Consider the following 22,647-nt stretch of genomic DNA (forward strand, 5'->3'; position numbering starts at 1 on the left):
ATTTATTAATGATTAAAATAATCATTAACTTCAATAGCAAATTCTTACACTGAATAAAACTAGTTGGTAAAGTTAACTGCTGAGCAGCAACCAATTATTGCGTTATAAAAGAAGTAAAAATTCTAGATGTTGAGAATAACATTCTAAAAATCTCACATGTACTTAACCAATTATCAAATATTAAGATAACATGCTGGCTTTTAAAATTTGTGCTGCATTGTAAAGTAAAGCTTGCACTCGAATTGCATAAGCAAAGATTTATAAATCAGTGAAATATGGAGTAATATTATTACAATTTAAAGCATCATCAAGGGTTTAAGCAATCATTTGTTTTCAGCAGATAATAATACTTGAACGTTTAAAAGAATAATCTTCAAGTTTATTAAGCTTTACATTCAACTCTGATGCAGCAAAATTTTTAATAGGGGAAAAGCAATCTAATAAATAACTTGCTTGAAATACTGACAGTTAGAAATTAATACAATAATTTCAAGTTTCTTAAGGAAGGTCTGTTTTTTATTTAGATATAAACTTTAAAATCAACTTATTTTAAAAAACATTAACTTGTTGACTGATTGAATGTTTACCTTATACTATGCGCAATTGTTTACCGGCAGTACAAAAATGTTCAACTCCTCAAATCTTCTTAATTGTGTACTCTTTCCAATCGTTAAGCCTAATTATTCAAAATTAAAATGCCAATTAGAAAATAAAGTGATTGTCATTACCGGCGCTAGCTATGGAATTGGTGAAAGTCTGGTTAATCTTTTAGCCAATATTCAATGTCATCTTATTTTAGTCGCTAGAACACATGATAAATTAATAAATATACAGCAGTCATTAGCTCACAAAAAAGCTAAGATTGATATATTTTCGGTTGATTTGCGCGAATCGGAACAATTGGATAATTTAATTACTAATTTACAGCGATACTCTGTTGATATCTTAATCAATAATGCTGGCAAATCAATTTGTCGGTCAATACTGCAATCATTATCACGTATGCATGATTTTGATAGAACGATGAAGTTAAATTATTATGCACCGGTCAAACTCTGCTTGGCGTTAATTCCCCAATTACAGCGTAATCAAGGGCAAATTATTAATGTTTCTGCCATAAACGTACTTTTAGCCCCAACGGCTAATTGGGCTGCTTATCAAGCCTCAAAAACGGCCTTTGACCAATGGTTAAGCTGTGCAAGGCCAGAATTGGAAAATCAGAAAATCAATGTTTCAACAGCTTATTTACCTCTTGTTAAAACACGAATGATTGAACCTACTAAGATTTATAAGAGATTTCCTGCCTTACAAGCTGATAAAGCTGCAGCCATAATCTGTCGTTTATTACAAACAAAAAAACATCAATATAAACCATGGTGGACCATTATAGTTCAACTTGCCTCATTATTTTTTAATAATATTTGGGTTAAATTGAACCGTTATTTTTTGAAGAAAACGCTATGATAAAACTTATTAAAGCGCTATATAAAAAGAAATTATTAACTTTACTAGGCATTTGGCACTTATTAAATAGCGTTCATATTGTTGGTATCAATTTAATGGCGTTGCTTTATGTTCGTCAAAAGCTTTCTCCTAACCAAATTGCAATCGATGAGAATGGTACTGGCACTGATTATCGCACTCTTTTTAATCAATCTCAGCACCTTGCCAAACAATTAGCGATTAATTTTAAAATAAAGCATCATCAAAAAGTCGCTATTATAGCGCACAACCACCTACTCTTAGTTCACACTTTATTTGCAATGACAAGATTAGGCGTTGATGTTTATCTTATTAATACTGAACTGTCGACAAATCAACTTAAGTCCATTCACGAAAATGTCGGTTTTGACTGGATAATTCATGATCCAGAAATAGAGTGTTTATCAAATGTAAAAAGCTTACCCATTTATCATGAAAGCCTTATGTCAATTCACTCTCTATTAGCTTCAACTTCAACAATTGATGTAAAAATTAAAACGACCCACTTCTCAAAAATTATAGTTTTAACGAGTGGTACAACAGGGCGTTTTAAATTAGCAGAACGCAACAGTAAGGCACAAAATTTTATTAGTCCATTTTGTCAACTACTGGTGAAACTAAATCTTTTCCGTTATCAAAAAATCTATATTGCAACGCCTATTTATCATGGGTTTGGTATGGCAAGTTTATGTATAGCTGTGTTATTAGGTGCGACAATGTTTTTAACAAAAAAATTTGATAGTCAAAAAGCATGCAGGTTAATTGCTAGTAACCAAATAGAGGTGGTCACACTTGTTCCTTTAATGTTAAATAGGATGCTGAAATGCTCTAAACATCAACTCACTAGTTTAAAATGTATTATTACCGGAGGCGCGCCAATTACAGCAATATTAGTTGATCAAGTCATTGCTACACTTGGAAAGATATTATTCAATTTGTATGGTACATCAGAAGCAGGCGTTTGCATGATTGCCTCGCCCGATGCTCTCTCTATCAAGCCAGAAACCATTGGTAAACCGCTGAGAGGATTATCAACAAAATTACAGAAGCAAAACAATGAATCACAAAAACACCATGAGCTGTTTATTAAATGTGCTTGGTCAACTGTAGGCAACCATTGGGTTTCAACAGGAGATTTAGTCTATCAAGATGCTGACGGTTATTACTTTTTAGCAGGTCGAGTTGATGATATGATTGTTTCAGGTGGTGAAAATGTTTATCCATATGAACTTGAACACTGCTTATCAACTCATCCGGAAATTAATGATGTAACAGTGATAAGTGTGCCGGATGAAGAATTCGGGCAAAGATTGGTCGCCTTTATTGTTTTAAATCCTAATACCGAACAATCCGAAACTAAAATACAGGACTGGCTTAAATCAAAAATAGCCCGTTATCAGATGCCAAAAAAAATCATTTTTATCGACGAACTACCTATGACAAGTATTGGAAAAATAAACCGTAAAAAATTACAAAAGCTATTTTTTAATCATTTAAGTAATGCATAACACTTAGTTAGCAATAAATGAACTGTTGTCCATTATTATATTCTAATAAAAATTTTTCTTAGAAAGGTATTATGAATTTGTAGGCGGCGCTATTTAACCTCTACTTTGAGTTACTCTTCTTGAAAAATAAGCCTGAAAAGTTGACTGGTTTATTTCTAGTTTTCAGTATTTATTTATGGTTAACGTCCTAAAAAAATATCTTTACTGGATCTAGAACCCTCATCTTTAATTTGTTTCTTCTTTTCTATTAAATAGTTATTTGCTTTGATATATATATCTTTATCGCATTCAATGTTTAAGATTAATTTATTATTACTTTTATTTATGACGAGAAAATGATTATCCTTATAATCAAAAATAATATTTTCTACCGATGTAGCACCTTTATTAAAATTAGATAAATTATAATAATATCTGAAAGTTACATATTGTTTTGAGATATGAATATAACCATACTCTTTTTCATCAACTTTAGCAAAAATTTTTAATGTTAAAGAATCCTCATCTTCAATTTTATCATATTTATAGGATTTTATATAAAACTTAGGGCTAGTAAATGAGCACGTAAATAACAAAGATATTATTAAAAAAGTTATAACTGAAATTACCTTAAAGATTCTCATTTCATTATACCTGCTGCTTGAGATGCATTATACATAGAACTTGCACATTGTCTTTTGAGCAAATTATATCCTTTTGTTGCATTTACCACATCATAATTATCAACATACATTTTTAAAATTAGACATTTGCATATCATCTACATCAAAACTTGTTCCTTTGGGACTAACGAACGAGAAAAACAAAACTTGAATTAAAAGAAAAATTTTTCCATTATGCCTATCCCTCTATTTTTAAATTTAAATCTTCTGGTGCTATGAAGATAGTTTCTTTGAAACCAACGCTTTTAGATGCTCCAACCGAACTTTCTTTATTATCTTTTTCAACTCACCAATACCCATCCTAATTAATATATCCATAGCTTTTCTAGATATTAAAAGACCGTCCCCGAAGGGATTAACGAGAGTATTATAATCATGCGTATAAGCATGAACTTTGGTTATCTTCCTTTTAGTTTTATGGGATCTTGGCTTATATTGGTTCCGGTATTACTGTCGTAATATCGGAACCGATTAGATAAGCAGAAGCGTTGAAACTTTAAAAGGATTATGCATTACCATTCTAACACGAGCTGCTTTACTCATTCCGTCAGTTTAAAAATCAGCACTGGCGAGATATCAACACCATATATCTCCTTATATAGAAATAATGTTTATTTCATTCCTTTATGAAGGATATAGCAACTTTCTTTAAATTTTAGCTCACAAGCTTGTTCAAAATACTTTTTAGCTAAATCACTATTTTTTTCAATTCTATCACCTTTATAATACATAACACCTAAATTATGCATTGCTTGAGTGTCACCATTATCTGCTGCTTTTGTGTACCAATATAATGCTTTTTTTTATCAACTTTGACGCCCTCACCTTCGTCATACATGCGTGATAAACCATATTGCGCAATAGAACCCCCTTGTTCCGCTGCCTGAGTAAGCCAATATAGCGTTTTTTCAGTATTTTCTTCGACGCCGTCGCCGTTCTAATACATAAATGCTAAATTAAACTGAGCATCTTTATCTCCCTGCTCAGCCTCAGTGTTACAAGCAATAAAAGCTTTATCAAAAGCTTTTTGTTCGAAATAGGTAGCGCAATTATTAGCGTAAGCCGTGGTCGATAATAATGCTGTTAATACAACATATACCAATATAGCGCTTTTTCTTTATTTCCTTCATGATCAAGCATCCAGGTTAAACCACTGTGCTCCGCATAAACAAACCCTTGTTTAGTAGCTTTAGTGTACCAATAGAGCACTTTTTTTCTATTTTTATCGAAATCGAACGACCGCCCTAATTCATATTGAGCAACAATAAATCCTTGCTCTGCTGCTTTAGTGAGCCATTTTTCACGTTCAAACCTTCTGGATAAATCATATTGTGCTTGAACAGATCCGGCTTCCGCTGCTTGAGTGAGCCAATAGAGTGCTTTTTCTTTGTTTTCCTCGACTCCCTCACCTTCTTCATACATGCGTGATAAACCATATTGCGCAATAGAAACCCCTTGTTCCGCTGCCTGAGTAAGCCAATATAGTGCTTTTTCAGTATTTTCTTCGACACCGTAACCGTTGTAATACATAAATGCTAAATTAAACTGAGCATCTTTATCTCCCTGCTCAGCCTCAGTGTTACAAGCAATAAAAGCTTTATCAAAAGCTTTTTGTTCAAAATAGGTAACGCAATTATTAGCGTAAGCTGTCGTCGATAATAATGCTGTTAATACAACAAATAGTACTTTTTTCATTAGTTTTCCTTAAATTCCTAAAATATAATAATTTTTTTTATTTTGCCTGCTGGCAAGAAAAGAACAAAAATACGCTTACTATCTATTACTTGTTAACAATGTACTTTTAAATCGCTTATCGGTATATGCAGTTGATAAAATGACTAACACGCCAACCCAATATCTTGAGCCGTATTAAAATGTCACTGTTAAGCTAATTTATATCAAAAAAGTGATTGTGTTAACAGAATAAATAACATTTTGAGTCTATATAAAAAAAGAACTGCCTTAATATATGAGGCAGTTCTTTTAACATGTTTCTAATTTGCATGACTTATGAATAATGTTTATTTGATTCCTTTGTGAAGGATATCGCAACTTTCTTTAAATTTTAAATCACAAGCTTGTTCAAAATACTTTTTAGCTAACTCGCTATTTTTTTCAATACCATCACCTTTATAATACATAACGCCCAAATCATGCATTGCTTCAGTGTTACCATTATCTACAGATTTTTTATACCAAAATAGTGCTTTTTCTTTATCGACTTCGATCTCGTATCCTTTGTCATACATATGTGCTAAACGATATTGTGTTTGACTAAGCTCTTTTTTCATTGCGTTACTGAGCCAATATACCGTTTTATCTTTATTAACTTCGAGACCGTCACCTTTGTCATACATTTCTGCTAAATCATATTGCGCTTCAGCAATTCCATATTCTGGTACATCGCTTTTTCTAGGTAACCTCTTACGTAGTTCTGCTATAACATCGTCACTTTCATTATTCAAAACTGCTAAATAATACTGCGCCTCAACAAATCCTTTTTTTACTGCTTTCGTGTACCAATATACTGCTTTCTCTTTATTGACCTCAACACTGTCTCCTTTATCATATCTCTTTGCTAACTCGAATTGCGCCCTACCATCCCCTCGTTCCGCAGCTTTTGTATACCAATACACCGCTTTTTCTTGATTGACTTCGACACCGAGCCCATAGTTATAAATGTTTGCTAATCCAATTTGTGCAGAAATAAGCCCCTGTTGCTCAGCTTTAGTATACCAATATAGCGATTTTTCTTTATTACCATGTTGCCCTAAATCATATTGCGCAACAACAAATCCTTGCTCTGCTGCTTTAGTGAGCCATTTTTCACGTTCAAACCTATTGGATAAATCATATTGCGCTTGAACAGATCCGGCTTCCGCTGCTTGAGTGAGCCAATAGAGTGCTTGTTCTTTATCGACTTCGACTCCCTCACCTTCTTCATACATGCGTGATAAACCATATTGCGCAACAGAAACCCCTTGTTCCGCTGCCTGAGTAAGCCAATTTAGTGCTTTTTCTGTATTTTTTTCGATGCCGTCGCCGTTGTAATACATAAATGCTAAATTAAACTGAGCATCTTTATCTCCCTGCTCAGCCTCAGTGTTACAAGCAATAAAAGCTTTATCAAAAGCTTTTTGTTCGAAATAGGTAGCGCAATTATTAGCGTAAGCTGTCGTCGATAATAATGCTGTTAATACAACAAATTGTACTTTCTTCATTAGTTTTCCTTAATTTCCTTAAATATAATAATTTTTTTATTTTGTCTGCTGGCAAAAATAGAACAAAAATACGCTTACTATCTATTACTCGTTAACAATGTACTTTTAAATGACTTATGGGATATGGAGTTGATAAAATGGTTAACACGCCAACCAAATATCTTTAGCCGTTTTAAAAAGTCACTGTTAAGCTAATTTATATCAAAAAAGTGATTGTGTTAACAGAAGAAATAACATTTTGAGTCTATATAAAAAAAGAACTGCTTTAATATGTGAGGCAGTTCTTTTAACATGTTTCTAATTTGCATGACTTATGAATAATGTTTATTTGATTCCTTTGTGAAGGATATCGCAACTTTCTTTAAATTTTAGCTCACAAGCTTGTTCAAAATACTTTTTAGCTAACTCGCTATTTTTTTCAATACCATCACCTTTATAATACATAACGCCTAACTGATGTATTGCTTGAGTGTTACCATTATCTGCTGCTTTTTTATACCAATATAGTGCTTTTTCTTTATCGGATTCGATACCGTCACCTTGGTCATACATACGTGCTAACTCATATTGCGCAGCTGTATGCTCTTCTTGCGCATCACCATCCCATAGTTCAGCGACTTTTGTGTACCAATATAATGCTTTCCTTTTATCAACTTTGACCCCATCACCTTCAGCATATATACTTGCCAAAGAATATTGCGCCCCAACAAACCCTTCTTCCTCTCCTTGAGCTTGAGAAAACCAATATGACGCTTTTTCCTGATTGACTTCGACACCATCTCCTTGGTCATACATATATGCTAACTCTAATTGCGCAGAAATATCCCCTTCTTCAGCTGCTTTTGTGTACCAATATAATGCTTTACTTTTATTAGGTTTGACCCTATTGCCTTCGGCATACATATGTGCCAAATCAGATTGCGCTTCAACAACCCCATATTCTTGTCTTTCTCCTTGAGCTTTAGCTCGGGAGTACCAATATCGTGCTTTTTCTTTATTGACTTCGATACCCTCACCTTGGTCATACCTATATGCTAACTCTAATTGCGCAGAAATATACTTTCCTTCCGCTAATTTGGTATACCAATATAGTGCTTTTTCTTTATTGATTTCGCCATCTATACCTTGGTCATACATAAGAGCTAACTCATATTCTCCATCAGCAAGTCCTTCTTCCACTTCTTCAACTTTAGAGTACCAATATGCTGCTTTTTCTTTATTGATTTCGACACCCTTACCTTGGTCATACATATATGCTAACTCAAATTGCGCAAATTCATACCCCAGTTCCGCTGCTTGAGTGTACAAATAGAGGGCTTTTTCTTTATCGACTTCGACACCATCTCCTATTTCATACATACGTGCTAAATGATATTGCGCCTCACTAAGCCCCTGTTCCATTGCTTTAGTAAACCAATATAGGGCTTTTTCTTTATTGACTTCGACACCGTCACCTCTATAATAAAGAAGCGCTAAATCATTTTCCGCCTTATCAAACCCATGTTCTGCTGCTTGAGTGAGCCAATATAGCGATTTTTCTTTATTGACTTCAATACCGTTATCGTCAACATACATAAGTGCTAACTGATATTGCGCCTCAAGAAATCCTTGTTCCGCTGCTTTTGTGAACCAATAGAGTGCTTTATCTTTATCAATGCCGACACCATACCCATTGTTATACGTTTGTGCTAAATCATATTGCGCCTTAACATGGCCTTGTTCCCCTGCTTCTGCGTACCAATAGAGTGCTTTTTCTTTATTGTCGGCACCTATACGTTCGTCATATATAAGTGCTAAATTATACTGAGCTTCCCTATCTCCTTGATCAGCCTCAGTGTTACAAGCAATAAACGCTTGATCAAAATTGTTTTGTTCATAATAGGTCGCGCAATTATTAGCGTAAGCCGTCGTCGATAATAATGTTGTTAATACAACAAATTGTACTTTTTTCATTAGTTTTCCTTAATTTCCTTAAATATAATAATTTTTTTTGTCTGCTGGCAAAAATAGAACAAAATACGCTTACTATCTATTACTCGTTAACAATGTACTTTTAAATCGTTTATCGGTATATGGAGTTAATAAAATGTTATCATATCAACCAAATATCTTGGGCCTAATTAAAAAGTCACTGTTAAATCAATCTATATCAAAAAAGATTGGGATAACAGAATCAATGACATTTTGAGTCTGTATAAAAAATTGTCTTAATATATAAGACATTTTTAGCATATATATTTTCAATATGAATTAATCGTGTTTATTTCAGGGAATTATAATCATCACATCCTTTATCAAAACCAAGCGAACAAGCTTGCTTAAAATACCTTTTTGCTAACGCTATATCTTTTTTTACTCCGTCTCCGTGGTGATACATAAGTCCTAAATTATATTGCGCTTCACTATACCCTTGTTCCGCTGCTTTTGTGTACCAATATAATGCTTTCTTTTTATCAACTTTGACCCCATCACCTTCAGCATAAATACTTGCCAAATAATATTGATCTACCATAAACTCATCTTCCTCTTCTTGAGCTAGAGATAGAACTTGAGCTTGAGAATACCAATATAGTACTTTTTCTTTATTAACTTCGACACCAACTCCTTGGTCATACAAATAGGCTAACTCTAATTGCGCAGAGATATCCCCTTGTTCCGCCGCTTTGGTGTACCAATATAGTGCTTTTTCTTTATTGATTTGGACACGATCTCCTTGGTCATACATACGTGCTAAATTATATTGCTCATCACCATTTCCTTGTTTGGTAGCTTTAGTATACCAATCTAGCGATTTTTCTTTATTGACCTCAACACCATCTCCTTGGTCATAGATATATGCTAACTCTAACTGCGCAAAAATATGACCTTGTTCCGCTGCTTGGGTGTACCAACTCCGTACTTTTTCTTTATTGTTTTCGACACCATCTCCGACTTCATACATACGTGCTAAATTGTATTGCGCGTCACCATCCCCTTGTTTGGCGGCTTTGGTATACCAATATAGCGCTTTTTCTTTATTGACCTCGACACCATCTCCGACTTCATACAAACGTGCTAAATTAAATTGCGCATAACTAGCGCCTTGCTCAGCGGCTTTAGTATACCAATATAATGTTTTTTCGATATTTCTTTCGAGACCTTCCCCTTTGTAATACATAAGGCCTAAATTATATTGCGCGTCACCATACCCTTGTTTGGCGGCTTTAGTAAACCAATATAGGGCTTTTTCTTTATTGACTTCGACACCGAATCCTCTGTTATACATAGCCCCTAAATTAAATTGTGCATTACTAAGACCTTGTTCAGCGGCTTTAGTATACCAATATAATTCTTTTTCAATATTTTGTACGACGCCTTCCCCATTACCATACATAACCCCTAAATTATATTGCGCTTCACTATGCCCTTGTTCAGCGGCTTTAGTATACCAATATAGTGCTTTCTCTTTATTGACTTCGATATCCCATCCTATGTAATAATTATATGCTAAATCAAATTGCGCTTGAGCAAATCCAGCTTCCGCTGCTTTTGTTTCCCAATATAGTCCTTTTTCAATATTTTCTTCAACGCCATCGCCGTTGTAAAACATTAGTGCTAAATTATACTGAGCTTCCCTATCTCCCTGCTTAGCCTCAGTATTACAAGCAATAAAAGCTTTATCAAAATCTTTTTGTTCATAATAGGTAGCGCAATGATTAGCGTAAACCGTCGTCGAGAATAATGCAGTTAATGCAACAAGGGGGATGTTTTTCATAAGTTCCCTAAATTTCCTTAAATATAATAATTTTTTTATTTTGCCTACTGACAAGAAAAGAATAGGCTTACTCTCTATTACTTTTTAACAATGTACTTTTAACTGGCTTATGCGTATGTGGAGTTGAAAAAATTGTTAACACGCCAATTATTGGATCACATAAAAATGTCACTATTATTAGAAAAGTATTTAACCATAATATTCCTATAAATATATTTTCTCATTACTTTATATCAAATCCTTAATATTTCCCTTTCTTCAGAAATTAAAAATGCGATTTATTTTTATAGGCAAATAACCTTGGTTTAATCTATTTTTATTCTTATTCATAATAGAGAGCTTAACCTAAATATAAATCACTTTCTTTGAGTCTAAAAAATCTATTTTTATTAAGAATTGTTCAGAAATAATTCATATTAAATGGTTAAATCCAGAATTTACTAAATTAAATGTCAATATAATAAAAATTAGCTTGCATAATTATGATAATGTGGCAGAATTCCCTGCCGCTTCAAGCGGGTAAAAGGCAAAACTATACTTAGTAGTTTTTTATTGTTTTTTGGGACAGAGGAGCAAAAATAAATCATGTCCGCAATAAAAATGAAACGAGTTTTAACCACACCTGCATTAATTGCATTTGGTTTAGCTTATATGGTTCCTTTAGGGATCTTTACCACTTATGGGGAAGTTACCGTTGTCAGTAATGGACACTTACCTATAGCCTACATCATCACCCTTGCCATGATCTTTTTCACAGCATTGAGTTACTGCCGAATGGCAAATAAACTCCCTATTGCTGGTTCGGCGTATACCTATGTACAACGAACTTTTGGTGGAAAAGTTGGTTTCTTAGTTGGTTGGGCACAAATTCTTGATTACCTATTTTTACCAATATTAAATTATTTGGTTTTAGGAATATATCTACATGAGCACTTTGAGAATATTCCAGCCTATGTATTTGTATTAGTATCGATTATGGGTGTCAGTATATTAAATTATCTTGGAATCAAGTTAATCAATTGGGCCAATATCACTTTAAATTTATTTCAAGCGTTATTTATCGTATTGTTTATTATTATAACGTTAATAAATGTTGATTTAACACCCGAAGCGATGCTCAAACCAATATCAGTTACACCAGATGACTTTAGTGGTTTATTTTCCGGAGCCGCCATATTATGCCTTGCATTTTTAGGTTTTGATGCAATAGCGACACTGGCTGAAGAATCAAATGAAGCGAAAAAAACCTTACCAAGAGCTATTATTGGCACCGTACTTATTGCTGGTTGTATATTCCTAGTTGTTTCCTATTGTGCGCATTTAGCGTATCCGCAATGGACTGATTTTGTTGATAATAGAGATACAGCGAGTTTGGATGTAATGCACAGAGTTGACAGTATAAGTCATTTAACCAATATTCTTGGCAATTTTGGTAATGATTTTATATATAATTTCTTCCAAACAGCATATTTAACTGGTGTGTTTGCCTCAACAATGACAGCACAAACTAGTGTGTCTCGAATTTTTTATGCTATGGGACGTGAAGGTGTATTACCTAAACGAATCTTCTATAGAATTCATCCACGTTTTAGAACACCTTACTTATCAATAATTTTTGTTTCTATTTTTTCATTATTCTCTTTGGTTCTTGATTTAACCTTAGTGATATCGATGATAAGTTTTGGTGCATTAGTCGCTTTTACCTTTGTCAACCTATGCGTTATCAAAAGCTACTTAGGTGGTGAAACCAAGAAAACAGTGTTGATGCTATTAAAATATGGACTAATGCCTGCAATTGGTTTACTACTTTCGTTGTGGCTATGGACTAGCCTTGAATCGACAGCAATGATGGTTGGATTGATATGGTTGGCTTTTGGATTCTGTTATTTACTTTATTTAACTCGATTTTTTACAACAACATTACCATCAATTGATCATTCGGAATTGGATTCAATTATCAAAGATTAGATAATTCTATTAGGTCTACTTAAAAGTATTTAGTTCATGCCCTTTAAAAATAATCCCGTCGACCAAGGTCGACGGGATTTTCATTTTTAAGTAATAAAACTTGATTAAAATCGCTTAAAATTATTCACCAAAACCTGTAGCAAATAATTCACGGATTTCATCCATAGCTGCATTTTCATCTTCACCATCACAGATGATTTCAACAGTTGAACCACCTTTAACGCCAGCACCAAGTAAACCCATCATACTTTTTAATTTAATAGCTTTATCGTTATAAACAAGTTCAATTGATGATTTATAACGACCAGCTAATTTAACAAGTGTCGTTACTGGGCGGGCATGTAAACCAGTTGAATTTTTTACTACCATTTGCTCTTTTAGCATATTATATGTCCTTACTTATATCTAACGTTAATACGATACCTGTATTTATATCATAAATTCATTTTTTTTGCTCTTTTTTAGCGTTAATTTTTGAAATTTATTCATAACATTCTGATTATTAATAGCTGTTTATTAATAATACTAAAATTACTCTACCCAGAAATATCTCACCACATGGAAAAAAATTGGAGCAGCAAAACAGATTGAATCGAAGCGATCAAGTATTCCTCCATGACCACCTATAAGCCTTCCCCAGTCTTTTACACCCCGATCACGTTTGATGGCAGACATCACTAATCCCCCAAAAAAGCCCAAGAGTGTAATCATTAGCGAAATTAAACCCGATTGCAGAAAAGTAAAAGGCGTGATCCAAAACATACATGCCCCAATAAAACTGGCTGATAAAATACCGCCAACAAACCCTTCTATCGTTTTTGCAGGTGAGACATTTGGGCTAATTTTATGTTTTCCAAATAATTTTCCAAAAACGTATTGCAATACATCTGATAGCTGAACGACGAGTACCAGATAAGCGATTAACAACAGGTTACGACCTTGATAATTTTCGATGTCTAACACTAATAATGCTGGCACACATGAAATACAATAAACCGTAATCATCAATCCCCATTGTACATCCGCTATTCTTTCTAAAAAATTTCGGGTCGATCCTGTAATCGTAGCAAATATTGCCAGGAACAAAAATACATAAACTGGAATAAAGATACTGAATAGACCATACCAAGCATAAGCGACCAAAATATATTGCACAGGTAAAGCGATACCAAATGCAAAAATTAATGCAAAATAGTCGTAGCGGTTAATCGGCGCTAAAATAAGAAATTCACGTAAAGCTAAGCCCGAAACAATAAAAAACAAAAATATCACTGCCAATTGACCTAACCAAAAAGCTCCACCAATAATGGCTACCATCACCCACCATGCATTAATTCGAGCATTTAAATTATCAATACTGGGGGATTTGAAGCGGTATTTTAGAAGCTGACCAATTATCGATGCCACTAACAAAAACAAACCGATGCCCAAAAACAATAAAAATGTATCATATTGATAATGGGACATCTTAATTCTCCTTGTGTGTAATGTTACAAAAAAATCCGTTAATTATTGATAATACCATTAATGACAGCAAAAACGATTAAACAATTTTGTAATAAAAATAAAATTATTTGGAATCTTAACAGCGATAAAACTCCCTTTTGGCGATCATCCACTGTCCTTAATGTTGGAGCATTAATGAGTTTTAAATTGATTAACGCCTTATCCATCGCCAACAACTCATTTTGCAAATGGTCTGAATGATTGGCTAAATATTCAAATAACTTTTTATCAAAAGCGACTCTTATAGCGTAATATTTACTTATTAAACCAAGGAGAAAAATAATCAAACAAAAAATGGTTAAAGCCCCTTCCCCAAAACTTATCAAAGCAACAAAAGCACCCAATACTGATAAAAGCATAGAATAAATATCAATCTGTCTGCTAATTGATAAATAATGACAAAATATCTCCAAATCGGTTTTGCTGATACTATTTTGCAATGGGTCCGAACTTAACATCTCCCTATCCCTTCTTTAATCGTTGAAAACCAATTGGATAAAATCAATTGTTGTTGGTTAGATATAACAATCGAATTCCGACAGGCTTTTACTTTATTTATTGCTTCTTGTAGATTATTGGCTCTTTTCGTCCATAATAACCACGCAATCACAGCGGTTGCACTTCTAGAATAACCTAAAGCACAACAAACTAATAATTTACCTTGTTGATGATAAAGTTCAATAGTTTTCGCGGCTTGTTGACACTCTTCCTGCGAAAGTGGGGTCATATCTAAAACGGGAATAAGAGTATATGCACCTTTAAAATGCCCAATTGGTAACTCGGCGCACAAATCTACCACGGAATTATAATGATTTTGCTTTAAGCTTTGACTGGATGGAATGCGGCCTAAATAAACTTCATCAACGATCAAATCATCAGTTTGATGTCTGATTGTCCATATCCTTGAATTTAGCCACATAATGATAAAATATGGGAAAAAAAGCAAAATAACGGGAAGCTTAAAATGGCCATTTTGTTGTTTTTGAAAGTCTGATGAGAACAAATAGTTAGCAGCAACCAATAACAAAGCACCTGCCAACCATAATAGAGCCCATACAGAATAATAGACAACAACGGCCAGTGATAACAAGCTCAAGCCAAAATAAATCAAAGCCCAGCAATAGCTTGACGATCGATGTTTTATCTGTTTTTCTCTCTTATCCGGCCATAACCAAATACAAAAACACCCAACCCATAATCCAGTTGGAATATCAAAAAAATGATGCTGCCAAGTGGTTAAAACTGAAAGTCCAATTAACAAGCACCAAATATGTAAAAGATAACGACTCAATCCACGAAAATAGTTAGCGTAAAACTGCCATAAAATTACTAATAACGTAATATGTAATGAAGGAGCTTGATTAAATGGCTTATCAAATCCCATCAAAATATCAAACATCAATCCAAAAAATCCGTCCAAAGCCGGACGATCAAAATAGAATTTCAGTGGAAAAAGCAAAAAACAAATAATACAAATGACTTGCGCCGTTAACAGCCGTAAACCAAGAGTCTTAAGAGATTGCCATGAAGATGTTAGTAAAATGGCAAAACCATACATGAGATCGATAGACCAATAAGGAACAATCGTCCATGGCCAAAGTGGAATATTACGCTCCCAACTAAAAAACAGACTCGGTACCCCCTCACGTTGAGACGTAAACCAGTTAGCAAAATTGTAACTAGTAAAAAAGAACACCGATAAACCGACTAACCATATACACTTATAAAAGTTAAGTCGGTTATATACTTTTAACATAATTAATTCGAATTTCGTTGTGCAAGCGAAACGGTAAAAATACCCCACTGATCTACCAACATGGTAACTTTAGTAAATCCAGCTTCCTCAACTAACTGATCCATCTCAAGCTGAGTCCGTCGTCGCATAATCCATGCTTTCCCTTCTCGATGAGAGGTTAAAGCTCTAGCAATAAATTCAAGTTGAGGATGCCAAGGTTGATTGGTATAAATTAAATATCCCCCTGCTGGAATCACATCGGACAACCCTAACAAAGATTCACGTAATAACTGATTATCATCAAACAATTCATATAAACCTGAAACCACCGCTAAATTAGGTTTTGGAGATAGTTGTGACAGTTCATTACGACTAAATGCATCACCTTTTTCAAAACGGACAATATCACTTAAACCTTGTTGTTCTATGAGTATACGCCCATCACGAATATTGATATCACTATAATCACGTAATAAAACCGAATTTGGTTTATGGGCAATTTGATTAATCGTTTCAAGAATGTAGCGACCATGTCCTGCAGCTATATCAACAATGTTGACTTCATCAGATTGTAGCTTTTCAATAGTTTGCTTTAACAATTGCTCTAAATGGTTTTTACGTTGTCGAATACCCCGCCAGCCAATAGATTGCAAATAGAGATAATCAAAAAATTGACCGAGTTTAGAGGAACCAGAAGGTTCATTTCGATAAACATAATCTAGTGTACTACCCGAATCAAATCCTGTTTCTAAGCCTAGCTTGATACCATCCGACATTTTACCAGCATGTTTTAAGGTCGCTCGAACACACTTCCAATACCATGACTTAATCCATCCAGAAGGCGGTAATGCTAATTTATCGGTTTCCATGCGAGTATAACCAACTCGATCAGCATTTGTTAATACCGGAACATTGGGTTGATTTGCAAAACAGCCTTGTATAAACCGCCTCGCCCTATCGATAGCCATGTAACGATCTTTCTCGCCAAACGTATCGTGGTAAAATTTTGGTAAGATATGGAACTCTTTTTGGTTTGTTCCCAAATTATCATAAAAAATTTTCTGCGGTTTACGACGCACCACAAAATCAGAGCCAGAAACGAGTAATTGAGTGGGAACAGTAATGGCGTTGGCATCTTTAACAATTCGATCTGATACCGCATAAAGATCAAGCAATAATCTAACTGAAATAGGTCGAGTAATTAATGAATCTTTATTAAAAGATTCAGCCCGACTAACATCATGCGTTAATAAATTCGGTTTGACATAACTATTTACGAAAAAATTTCCTTTTAGATTATACAGTAACTTAAGTCCTGGCACAGCTAATGGTACATATAACTTAACGCTAAATGCGGGTGATCCTAAAACCAAGGCGCGAATATTTGGCACATAATCATGCACCCAAGCGCTTGCAATTACCGCTCCCACACTTTGGGCGATAACGGCAATATCTTGCATACTCAAAGAGTATTCCTCAATGATATGCTTAATAAAACAATCAGCATCTTTAATTAGCGTGGCAAAATTGGGAGCATCACCACGCTCACCTTCTGATTGACCGTTTCCTCTCGCATCCCAAGCAAAAATATGAAAGTCAGGTAAATCAAGTTCATCAGCCAAATGGGCTACTCGTCCAGAGTGTTCATGACCTCGATGAAAAAGTACAATTGCTTTTGAAGTCATTTGATCATTAGTCTCGACAGCTGGCCAATAACGATAGAATAATTGACAACCATCATGACTAATAAATGTTTTTTGCTGCTGTTCACGCATAAGCTAATCCTTGATACTTGTTGATTCTTGCAATCCCTTCCTAACTCTATTAACTACCGTAATTAATAACAAAAAGATAATTAGCCACAATACAGTATTAAGCCAATCAAGTGGTAACAAATAGGTAGAAATGCCTAAACTTATTAGGCTAAAAACAAAAGCCCGATCACTTTTACCCATGGGGCCATCATAACGTCGTGTGCTACCAATCATCACACCGAGTACTCCAGCAAACTCAGTTAAAAAAGATAACAAAACGACTAAAATAACTAAACTGTTATTGACCTGATTCAATTGAGTAAAGATTAATAGTAATACAGAATCAGAAACCACATCACAAATCTCGTTTAAATAAGAACCAAGATTTGATTTTTGGTTATATTCTCTTGCTAGCATACCATCAATCGCATTGAGTGCCATCCGAATAAACATCCATAATGGTATTAACAAAAATAACCATACATGATCTGCAAAATAACCAACAAACATAGCAACTAATATCGACCCAACACAAGCACCTATTGTCACCTGATTGGCAGTTATTTGTGAATCATAGAGCAACTTCACATAAGGACGAAGCAATGCTTGAAAGCGCGATTTTAATTGATAAATAGAAAACATTTTCGTCCCTTAATACATAATTAAACAATACGTTGTAATTGAGTATACTTTAATGAACTCACCATAAAATGCAAACGGTTAAGCACATTAACTTCACCTGCGCCATCATCAAAATCCAAATAAAGCAAATTAAGTTTTGGATTAAGGTCACGCATACGTTTCTCTACCCCTTTTGAAACAACATGATTAGCAATACAGCCAAACGGTTGAAGACTAATCACATTATTAATACCGTGTTGAGCAAAAGTCATAATACCAGCTGGAATTAACCAACCTTCACCATATTGATTAGCTAAACTAAGAATTTCTTCCGCTTTTGTCGCCATATCACGAATATTGTGGAATGGTTGATAATATTTAAATCCCGACAAAATCTGATTAGTTTGATCAATGTACTTCTGCGCTACTTTTTCAAAAAAGTGAACAAAATAAGCAACAAAACTCTTGTTAATAATATAATTATCAACATTACTATCATAGTTAACAAAAGACTGAGCAAAAAACTCGATCATTGGCGGAATAACCGGTTCTATTCCCTGTTCGACTAGCCAATCTATGCTATTTTGATTTCCGAAACCGTTATATTTAACGTAAATCTCCCCAACAATTCCAATTTGAGGGCAATCTTTATTTAAGATTTCGATTTGATTGAAATGATCGACAGCTTCTTTTAACAGCAAAAAGATCGCCTTTTTGCCTTTATGTTGATTGATAATTTGCTGTAACTTTCTAATATAAAGTTCTTTTAACTGATTAGCTTGCTGTTTATATTTTGCTCTAGGCGCAATCGAATAAAACATCTTTGAAATCGAATCGGCAAACAGCATAGCAAAAAAAGTTGCTGGTAATGTTTTCAGCCAGTTAAGTTTAAAGCCTGGTTGTTCGATTTCATTAATATTACCTGTACTTAGCGACACAATCGGAATATCTTCATAACCATTACTAATCATTGCTTTCTTAATTAAAGAAAGATAACTACTCGCCCTGCACTGGCCTCCTGTTTGGGTAATACCGATAGCCACTTCATCACGCTGATATTTACCTGAATTTAGCGCTTTAATAATATCTCCAACAATAATCGTTGCTGGATAACAAATCTCATTATTACAATATTTAAGTCCCCACTCGACCGAACTTTTGTCTGGTTTTGGAAGGATTTCAAGCTTATAGCCAGACAAAGCAAAAATTGGAGGTAACAATGGAGAATAAAAATCTGAAATAAATGGCGCCAATATAGTACGGCGCTGTTTGTCTTGCTTAGCAAAAATAGTCGTATTTTTACGCTTAACTATTTTTAATGGTTGTTGATGATTCATGCGGATTGATTCAATAATCGAACGCAAACGCAAACGTACTGAGCCAGTTGCGGTGATCTCATCGACACGAATAATCGTACATGTTTTACCTTTGGATTCTAAAATCGCCTTACACTCATCGGTAACAATTGCATCAGGACCACACCCAAAAGAGTTAAGTTGCACAAACTGAATATTTTTGGGTTGCTCAGCAACAAAACTTGCTGCTGCATACAATCGATTTGGATAACTCCATTGTGAACAGATTTGTAACTCTGGCGATAATCGACTGATTTCACCCAACACGGAATCCTCGGTTATGACATCACAACCTAACGCATTTAAAATCTCAGGTGTTTTATGATTAATTAAACTATCGCTATGGTAAGGTCTACCCGCTAAAATAAACACATAACGACCAGTCTCTTTAGCATTATTCAACACCTCAACAGCTTTTTTATTCAGTGATTGTTTATATTCAGCTTGAGCAACTAGTGCATCTGCAAAAGCCTGACTCGCCACGTTTTTAGGAATACCGAGCGACATTAAATAATTGATACATCCTTTTTTCAGTAACTTCTGATCACTAAAATTAATTACTGGATAATCCAACGGCACATTATATTTCGTCTTTGGATTGATCGCGCTATTTACTACCTCAGCATAACTACTCACAATCGGACAGTTATAACTATTAATTGCATTATCAAAATGGTCAGACTCAAATACCACCATCGGCATAAAAATGCGATCAACCTTCTGCTCGATCAACTCCAAAATATGGCCATGAACAAGTTTGGCAGGAAAACAGATACTATCTGACATCACGGTACCTGCCCCTTTCTCATAAAGATCATATGTCGAATAGGGTGAAAGCGTCACATTTATTCCACTTCTAGTTAACAACGTATGCCAGAATGGAAAATTTTCATATTGCCCTAAAACACGAGGGATTCCGATATGGAGTTTAGCGTCAACATTATGCGTATTAGCTCTATCGAATAACAATGCATTCTTATAATCAAACATATTAAATGCATTTTTATTTTGATGCTGATTATTGCTTAAAAATCGCTCACACTTATTACCGGAATAATAACGTTGACCATTAGCAAAGCGATAAATCATAATATCGCAATTATTCTCACACCCCTTACAACGTGAAGGTTTAGCTTTATTATCTTCAGCTTTCTGTAGATTATCTAAGCCAATAAACTGCGAAGGGGTTTGATTATTTATATAATGATTTTTCGCAACTAGCGCTGCACCATAAGCCCCCATCAATTCAGGAATATTGGACGTAGCGATTTGAGCACCAGTTAATTGCTCTAAAGCACGAAACACAGCAGGATTCTTAAAAGTACCACCTTGAACCACAATATGATCGCCAAGCTTACGCATATCATGAAGCTTAAGCACTTTATGAATCGCATTTTTAATCACCGAAAAAGCAAGTCCAGCTGAAATATCGCCAACAGTCGCATTTTCACGTAGTGCTTGTTTCACTTTAGAGTTCATAAATACCGTACAACGCGTTCCTAAATCACAAGGATTATTGGATTTACACGCTGCATCAGCAAAATCGATAGTATTGGAATTAAGGGATTTAGCAAAAGTCTCAATAAATGAACCACAACCTGACGAACAAGCTTCGTTAAGCTCAATATGATTCACCACGCCATTGGCTATAAAAATGGCCTTCATATCCTGACCGCCAATATCCATGATGAAACTCACCTTAGGATCGATATGTTTAGCCGCGGCAAAATGAGCCATTGTCTCAACCAAACCATCATCGATGGCAAAAGCTGCTTTCAACAACTCCTCACCATAACCAGTAACACCAGTACGAACAATTACAATCTCTTTACCAGATGCCTCAATCTCATCCTTAAGTACCGTTAACCCTTTAATTAATGCCTTGATTGAATGACCATTATTGGGTGCATAATAGGTAAAAAGTAGCTCATCATTCTCACTAATTAGCGTAATCTTAGTAGTTGTTGAACCACTATCGATACCTAAATAAGCGTTTTGCTTTTGATAAGAGGTTAAAGCTAGGCGAGGAATTTCGATATATTTGCGTTTTTGTTGCCAATCATTAAATGATAGCGACTGGTTAAATAACGGTTTTAAGCGAAAAGATTGATTGACTTGAATCTTATTTGACGCACTTAGCCTATCAATGAAATCATTGATAGTAAGTTCACTACGTTCAATAGCATGGATTGCCGCTCCCCAAGCCGACAATAATGTAGGATGCTCTGTAGTAACAATTTGTTCCTCATTTAACTTTAACGTTTCTAATGCGGCTTTGCCTAAAGTTGGAATAAATGAAAACGGCCCGCCAATCAGCATCACTTTTGGCACAATATCATAACCACGCGCTAGCGTATTCACTAACTGAATACAAACTGCATGTAGAACAGAGTATGCAATATTTTCTTTGGAAACATTACGGCTAATTAAATTTTGCACATCGGTTTTCGCAAACACACCGCAACGAGAAGCGATGGGGTAGACTTTATCGTGTTTGGTTGCAAGCAGGTCAAATTCCTGCACAGGGGTATTAAGTAAAGTTGCCATCTGATCGATAAAGGCACCGGTTCCTCCAGCACAGCTCCCATTCATACGAATATCGGGCGGACGATCAGGAAAAAAGAAGATCATCTTACTATCTTCCCCACCGATATCAATTAGAGTTCGCACCTCAGGATATTTTCGTTGTACTACTTCCGATGCTGCTACAACTTCCTGAATAAAAGCGATACCGGCCTTCTCAGAAATCCCCATCCCAGCAGAGCCTGTCACCTTAACCGACACAATAGCATCATCACCAATCTGCTGTTTAATTTCATCTAAAATGGATAAAGTGGTATTAACAATATGGGTGTTATGACGAACATAATTGGTATAAATAAAATTATCCTGTTCATCGAGTACAACACACTTAGCTGTTGTAGAACCAACATCCAATCCAAGCCTATATATTTTTGGCATAAACAAACTCACATTTTGCAAAATTAGACTTAACCAATAATAGGATTACAAATAATAATTATTATTCTTTTATAAAATTATTATAGCGAAATCTTTCAGATTTTTAATCAATTTGTTAGG

General features: G+C 34.7%; 17 protein-coding genes and 1 pseudogene. 3 read left to right on the plus strand and 15 right to left on the minus strand.

The features are described 5' to 3' along the window. Nucleotides 1–579 precede the first annotated feature (579 nt). Together A9G08_RS09590 and A9G08_RS09595 are read left to right on the plus strand one after the other, a co-directional pair. Nucleotides 580–1,464: an SDR family NAD(P)-dependent oxidoreductase gene (locus A9G08_RS09590; RefSeq protein WP_218058467.1), complete on the plus strand. Its 885-nt coding sequence runs from the start codon at nt 580–582 to the stop codon at nt 1,462–1,464. Beyond that, nucleotides 1,461–2,990 (plus strand): AMP-binding protein, encoded by a 1,530-nt coding sequence (locus A9G08_RS09595; protein ID WP_065563483.1) that lies wholly within the window; start codon nt 1,461–1,463, stop codon nt 2,988–2,990. Before A9G08_RS09590 ends, A9G08_RS09595 begins: the two co-directional genes overlap by 4 nt. Nucleotides 2,991–3,169: 179 nt before the next feature. On the opposite strand, the gene A9G08_RS09600 is transcribed toward A9G08_RS09595, so the two are convergent. From A9G08_RS09600 to A9G08_RS09620, 8 genes and pseudogenes are all read right to left on the minus strand, one after another. Beyond that, nucleotides 3,170–3,613: a hypothetical protein gene (locus A9G08_RS09600; protein ID WP_065563484.1), complete on the minus strand. Its 444-nt coding sequence runs from the start codon at nt 3,611–3,613 to the stop codon at nt 3,170–3,172. Nucleotides 3,614–4,263: 650 nt separating this feature from the next. Next, a complete protein-coding gene (locus A9G08_RS11920) occupies nt 4,264–4,401 on the minus strand; it encodes an SEL1-like repeat protein (protein WP_081299558.1) in 138 nt (45 codons plus the stop codon). A 21-nt stretch (nt 4,402–4,422) separates the two neighbouring features. Next, nucleotides 4,423–4,583 (minus strand): annotated as a pseudogene (locus tag A9G08_RS11925) (tetratricopeptide repeat protein); the annotation flags it as partial. 6 nt (nt 4,584–4,589) lie between these two features. After that, the gene (locus A9G08_RS11750; protein WP_176701545.1) at nt 4,590–4,754 is read right to left on the minus strand and encodes a hypothetical protein; all 165 of its coding nucleotides are present in this window, start codon (nt 4,752–4,754) and stop codon (nt 4,590–4,592) included. Further along, nucleotides 4,736–5,347, minus strand: coding sequence for a tetratricopeptide repeat protein (locus A9G08_RS09605; RefSeq protein ID WP_065563485.1), 612 nt, complete (start codon nt 5,345–5,347; stop codon nt 4,736–4,738). Before A9G08_RS09605 ends, A9G08_RS11750 begins: the two co-directional genes overlap by 19 nt. 326 nt (nt 5,348–5,673) lie before the next feature. After that, the gene (locus A9G08_RS09610; RefSeq protein WP_065563486.1) at nt 5,674–6,873 is read right to left on the minus strand and encodes a tetratricopeptide repeat protein; all 1,200 of its coding nucleotides are present in this window, start codon (nt 6,871–6,873) and stop codon (nt 5,674–5,676) included. Nucleotides 6,874–7,197: 324 nt separating this feature from the next. Beyond that, nucleotides 7,198–8,826: an SEL1-like repeat protein gene (locus A9G08_RS09615; RefSeq protein ID WP_065563487.1), complete on the minus strand. Its 1,629-nt coding sequence runs from the start codon at nt 8,824–8,826 to the stop codon at nt 7,198–7,200. A gap of 307 nt (nt 8,827–9,133) precedes the next feature. Continuing rightward, complete coding sequence (locus A9G08_RS09620) at nt 9,134–10,627, minus strand: SEL1-like repeat protein (RefSeq protein WP_065563488.1); 1,494 nt, start codon at nt 10,625–10,627, stop codon at nt 9,134–9,136. A 582-nt stretch (nt 10,628–11,209) separates the two neighbouring features. Between A9G08_RS09620 and A9G08_RS09625 the strand changes: the two genes are divergently transcribed. Next, nucleotides 11,210–12,595: an APC family permease gene (locus A9G08_RS09625; protein WP_141673964.1), complete on the plus strand. Its 1,386-nt coding sequence runs from the start codon at nt 11,210–11,212 to the stop codon at nt 12,593–12,595. A gap of 120 nt (nt 12,596–12,715) precedes the next feature. On the opposite strand, the gene A9G08_RS09630 is transcribed toward A9G08_RS09625, so the two are convergent. The 7 genes from A9G08_RS09630 to A9G08_RS09660 form a co-directional block, all read right to left on the minus strand. Beyond that, entirely contained in the window at nt 12,716–12,979 is a 264-nt protein-coding gene (locus tag A9G08_RS09630) for an HPr family phosphocarrier protein (protein WP_065563490.1), read from the minus strand. A 147-nt stretch (nt 12,980–13,126) separates the two neighbouring features. Continuing rightward, entirely contained in the window at nt 13,127–14,062 is a 936-nt protein-coding gene (locus A9G08_RS09635) for a phosphatidate cytidylyltransferase (protein WP_065563491.1), read from the minus strand. 38 nt (nt 14,063–14,100) lie between these two features. After that, entirely contained in the window at nt 14,101–14,559 is a 459-nt protein-coding gene (locus A9G08_RS09640; protein ID WP_065563492.1) for a hypothetical protein, read from the minus strand. After that, entirely contained in the window at nt 14,553–15,857 is a 1,305-nt protein-coding gene (locus A9G08_RS09645) for a phosphatase PAP2/dual specificity phosphatase family protein (RefSeq protein ID WP_065563493.1), read from the minus strand. The genes A9G08_RS09640 and A9G08_RS09645 overlap by 7 nt, the downstream gene beginning before the upstream one ends. 2 nt (nt 15,858–15,859) lie before the next feature. Further along, the gene (locus A9G08_RS09650; RefSeq protein ID WP_065563494.1) at nt 15,860–17,611 is read right to left on the minus strand and encodes a bifunctional alpha/beta hydrolase/class I SAM-dependent methyltransferase; all 1,752 of its coding nucleotides are present in this window, start codon (nt 17,609–17,611) and stop codon (nt 15,860–15,862) included. A gap of 3 nt (nt 17,612–17,614) precedes the next feature. Further along, nucleotides 17,615–18,232 carry a CDP-alcohol phosphatidyltransferase family protein gene (locus A9G08_RS09655; protein ID WP_065563495.1) on the minus strand — a complete coding sequence of 206 codons (618 nt, stop codon included), beginning with the start codon at nt 18,230–18,232 and terminating at the stop codon, nt 17,615–17,617. Nucleotides 18,233–18,252: 20 nt separating this feature from the next. Further along, nucleotides 18,253–22,527 carry an acyl-CoA dehydratase activase-related protein gene (locus A9G08_RS09660; protein ID WP_065563496.1) on the minus strand — a complete coding sequence of 1,425 codons (4,275 nt, stop codon included), beginning with the start codon at nt 22,525–22,527 and terminating at the stop codon, nt 18,253–18,255. Between the last annotated feature and the right edge of the window lie 120 nt (nt 22,528–22,647).

Origin of the sequence: Gilliamella sp. wkB195, from assembly GCF_001690445.1 — a bacterium.
Taxonomy (GTDB): Bacteria; Pseudomonadota; Gammaproteobacteria; order Enterobacterales; family Orbaceae; genus Gilliamella; species Gilliamella apicola_E.

Coding starts and splice junctions, on each gene's coding strand:
- A9G08_RS09645 (WP_065563493.1), bottom strand. CDS start 15,857: ATGTTAAAAGTATATAACCGACTTAACTTTTATAAGTGTATATGGTTA.
- A9G08_RS09655 (WP_065563495.1), bottom strand. CDS start 18,232: ATGTTTTCTATTTATCAATTAAAATCGCGCTTTCAAGCATTGCTTCGT.
- A9G08_RS09595 (WP_065563483.1), top strand. CDS start 1,461: ATGATAAAACTTATTAAAGCGCTATATAAAAAGAAATTATTAACTTTA.
- A9G08_RS09605 (WP_065563485.1), bottom strand. CDS start 5,347: ATGAAAAAAGTACTATTTGTTGTATTAACAGCATTATTATCGACGACA.
- A9G08_RS09640 (WP_065563492.1), bottom strand. CDS start 14,559: ATGTTAAGTTCGGACCCATTGCAAAATAGTATCAGCAAAACCGATTTG.
- A9G08_RS09635 (WP_065563491.1), bottom strand. CDS start 14,062: ATGTCCCATTATCAATATGATACATTTTTATTGTTTTTGGGCATCGGT.
- A9G08_RS09630 (WP_065563490.1), bottom strand. CDS start 12,979: ATGCTAAAAGAGCAAATGGTAGTAAAAAATTCAACTGGTTTACATGCC.
- A9G08_RS09620 (WP_065563488.1), bottom strand. CDS start 10,627: ATGAAAAACATCCCCCTTGTTGCATTAACTGCATTATTCTCGACGACG.
- A9G08_RS09590 (WP_218058467.1), top strand. CDS start 580: ATGTTTACCTTATACTATGCGCAATTGTTTACCGGCAGTACAAAAATG.
- A9G08_RS09600 (WP_065563484.1), bottom strand. CDS start 3,613: ATGAGAATCTTTAAGGTAATTTCAGTTATAACTTTTTTAATAATATCT.
- A9G08_RS09615 (WP_065563487.1), bottom strand. CDS start 8,826: ATGAAAAAAGTACAATTTGTTGTATTAACAACATTATTATCGACGACG.
- A9G08_RS09610 (WP_065563486.1), bottom strand. CDS start 6,873: ATGAAGAAAGTACAATTTGTTGTATTAACAGCATTATTATCGACGACA.
- A9G08_RS11920 (WP_081299558.1), bottom strand. CDS start 4,401: ATGCATAATTTAGGTGTTATGTATTATAAAGGTGATAGAATTGAAAAA.
- A9G08_RS09650 (WP_065563494.1), bottom strand. CDS start 17,611: ATGCGTGAACAGCAGCAAAAAACATTTATTAGTCATGATGGTTGTCAA.
- A9G08_RS09660 (WP_065563496.1), bottom strand. CDS start 22,527: ATGCCAAAAATATATAGGCTTGGATTGGATGTTGGTTCTACAACAGCT.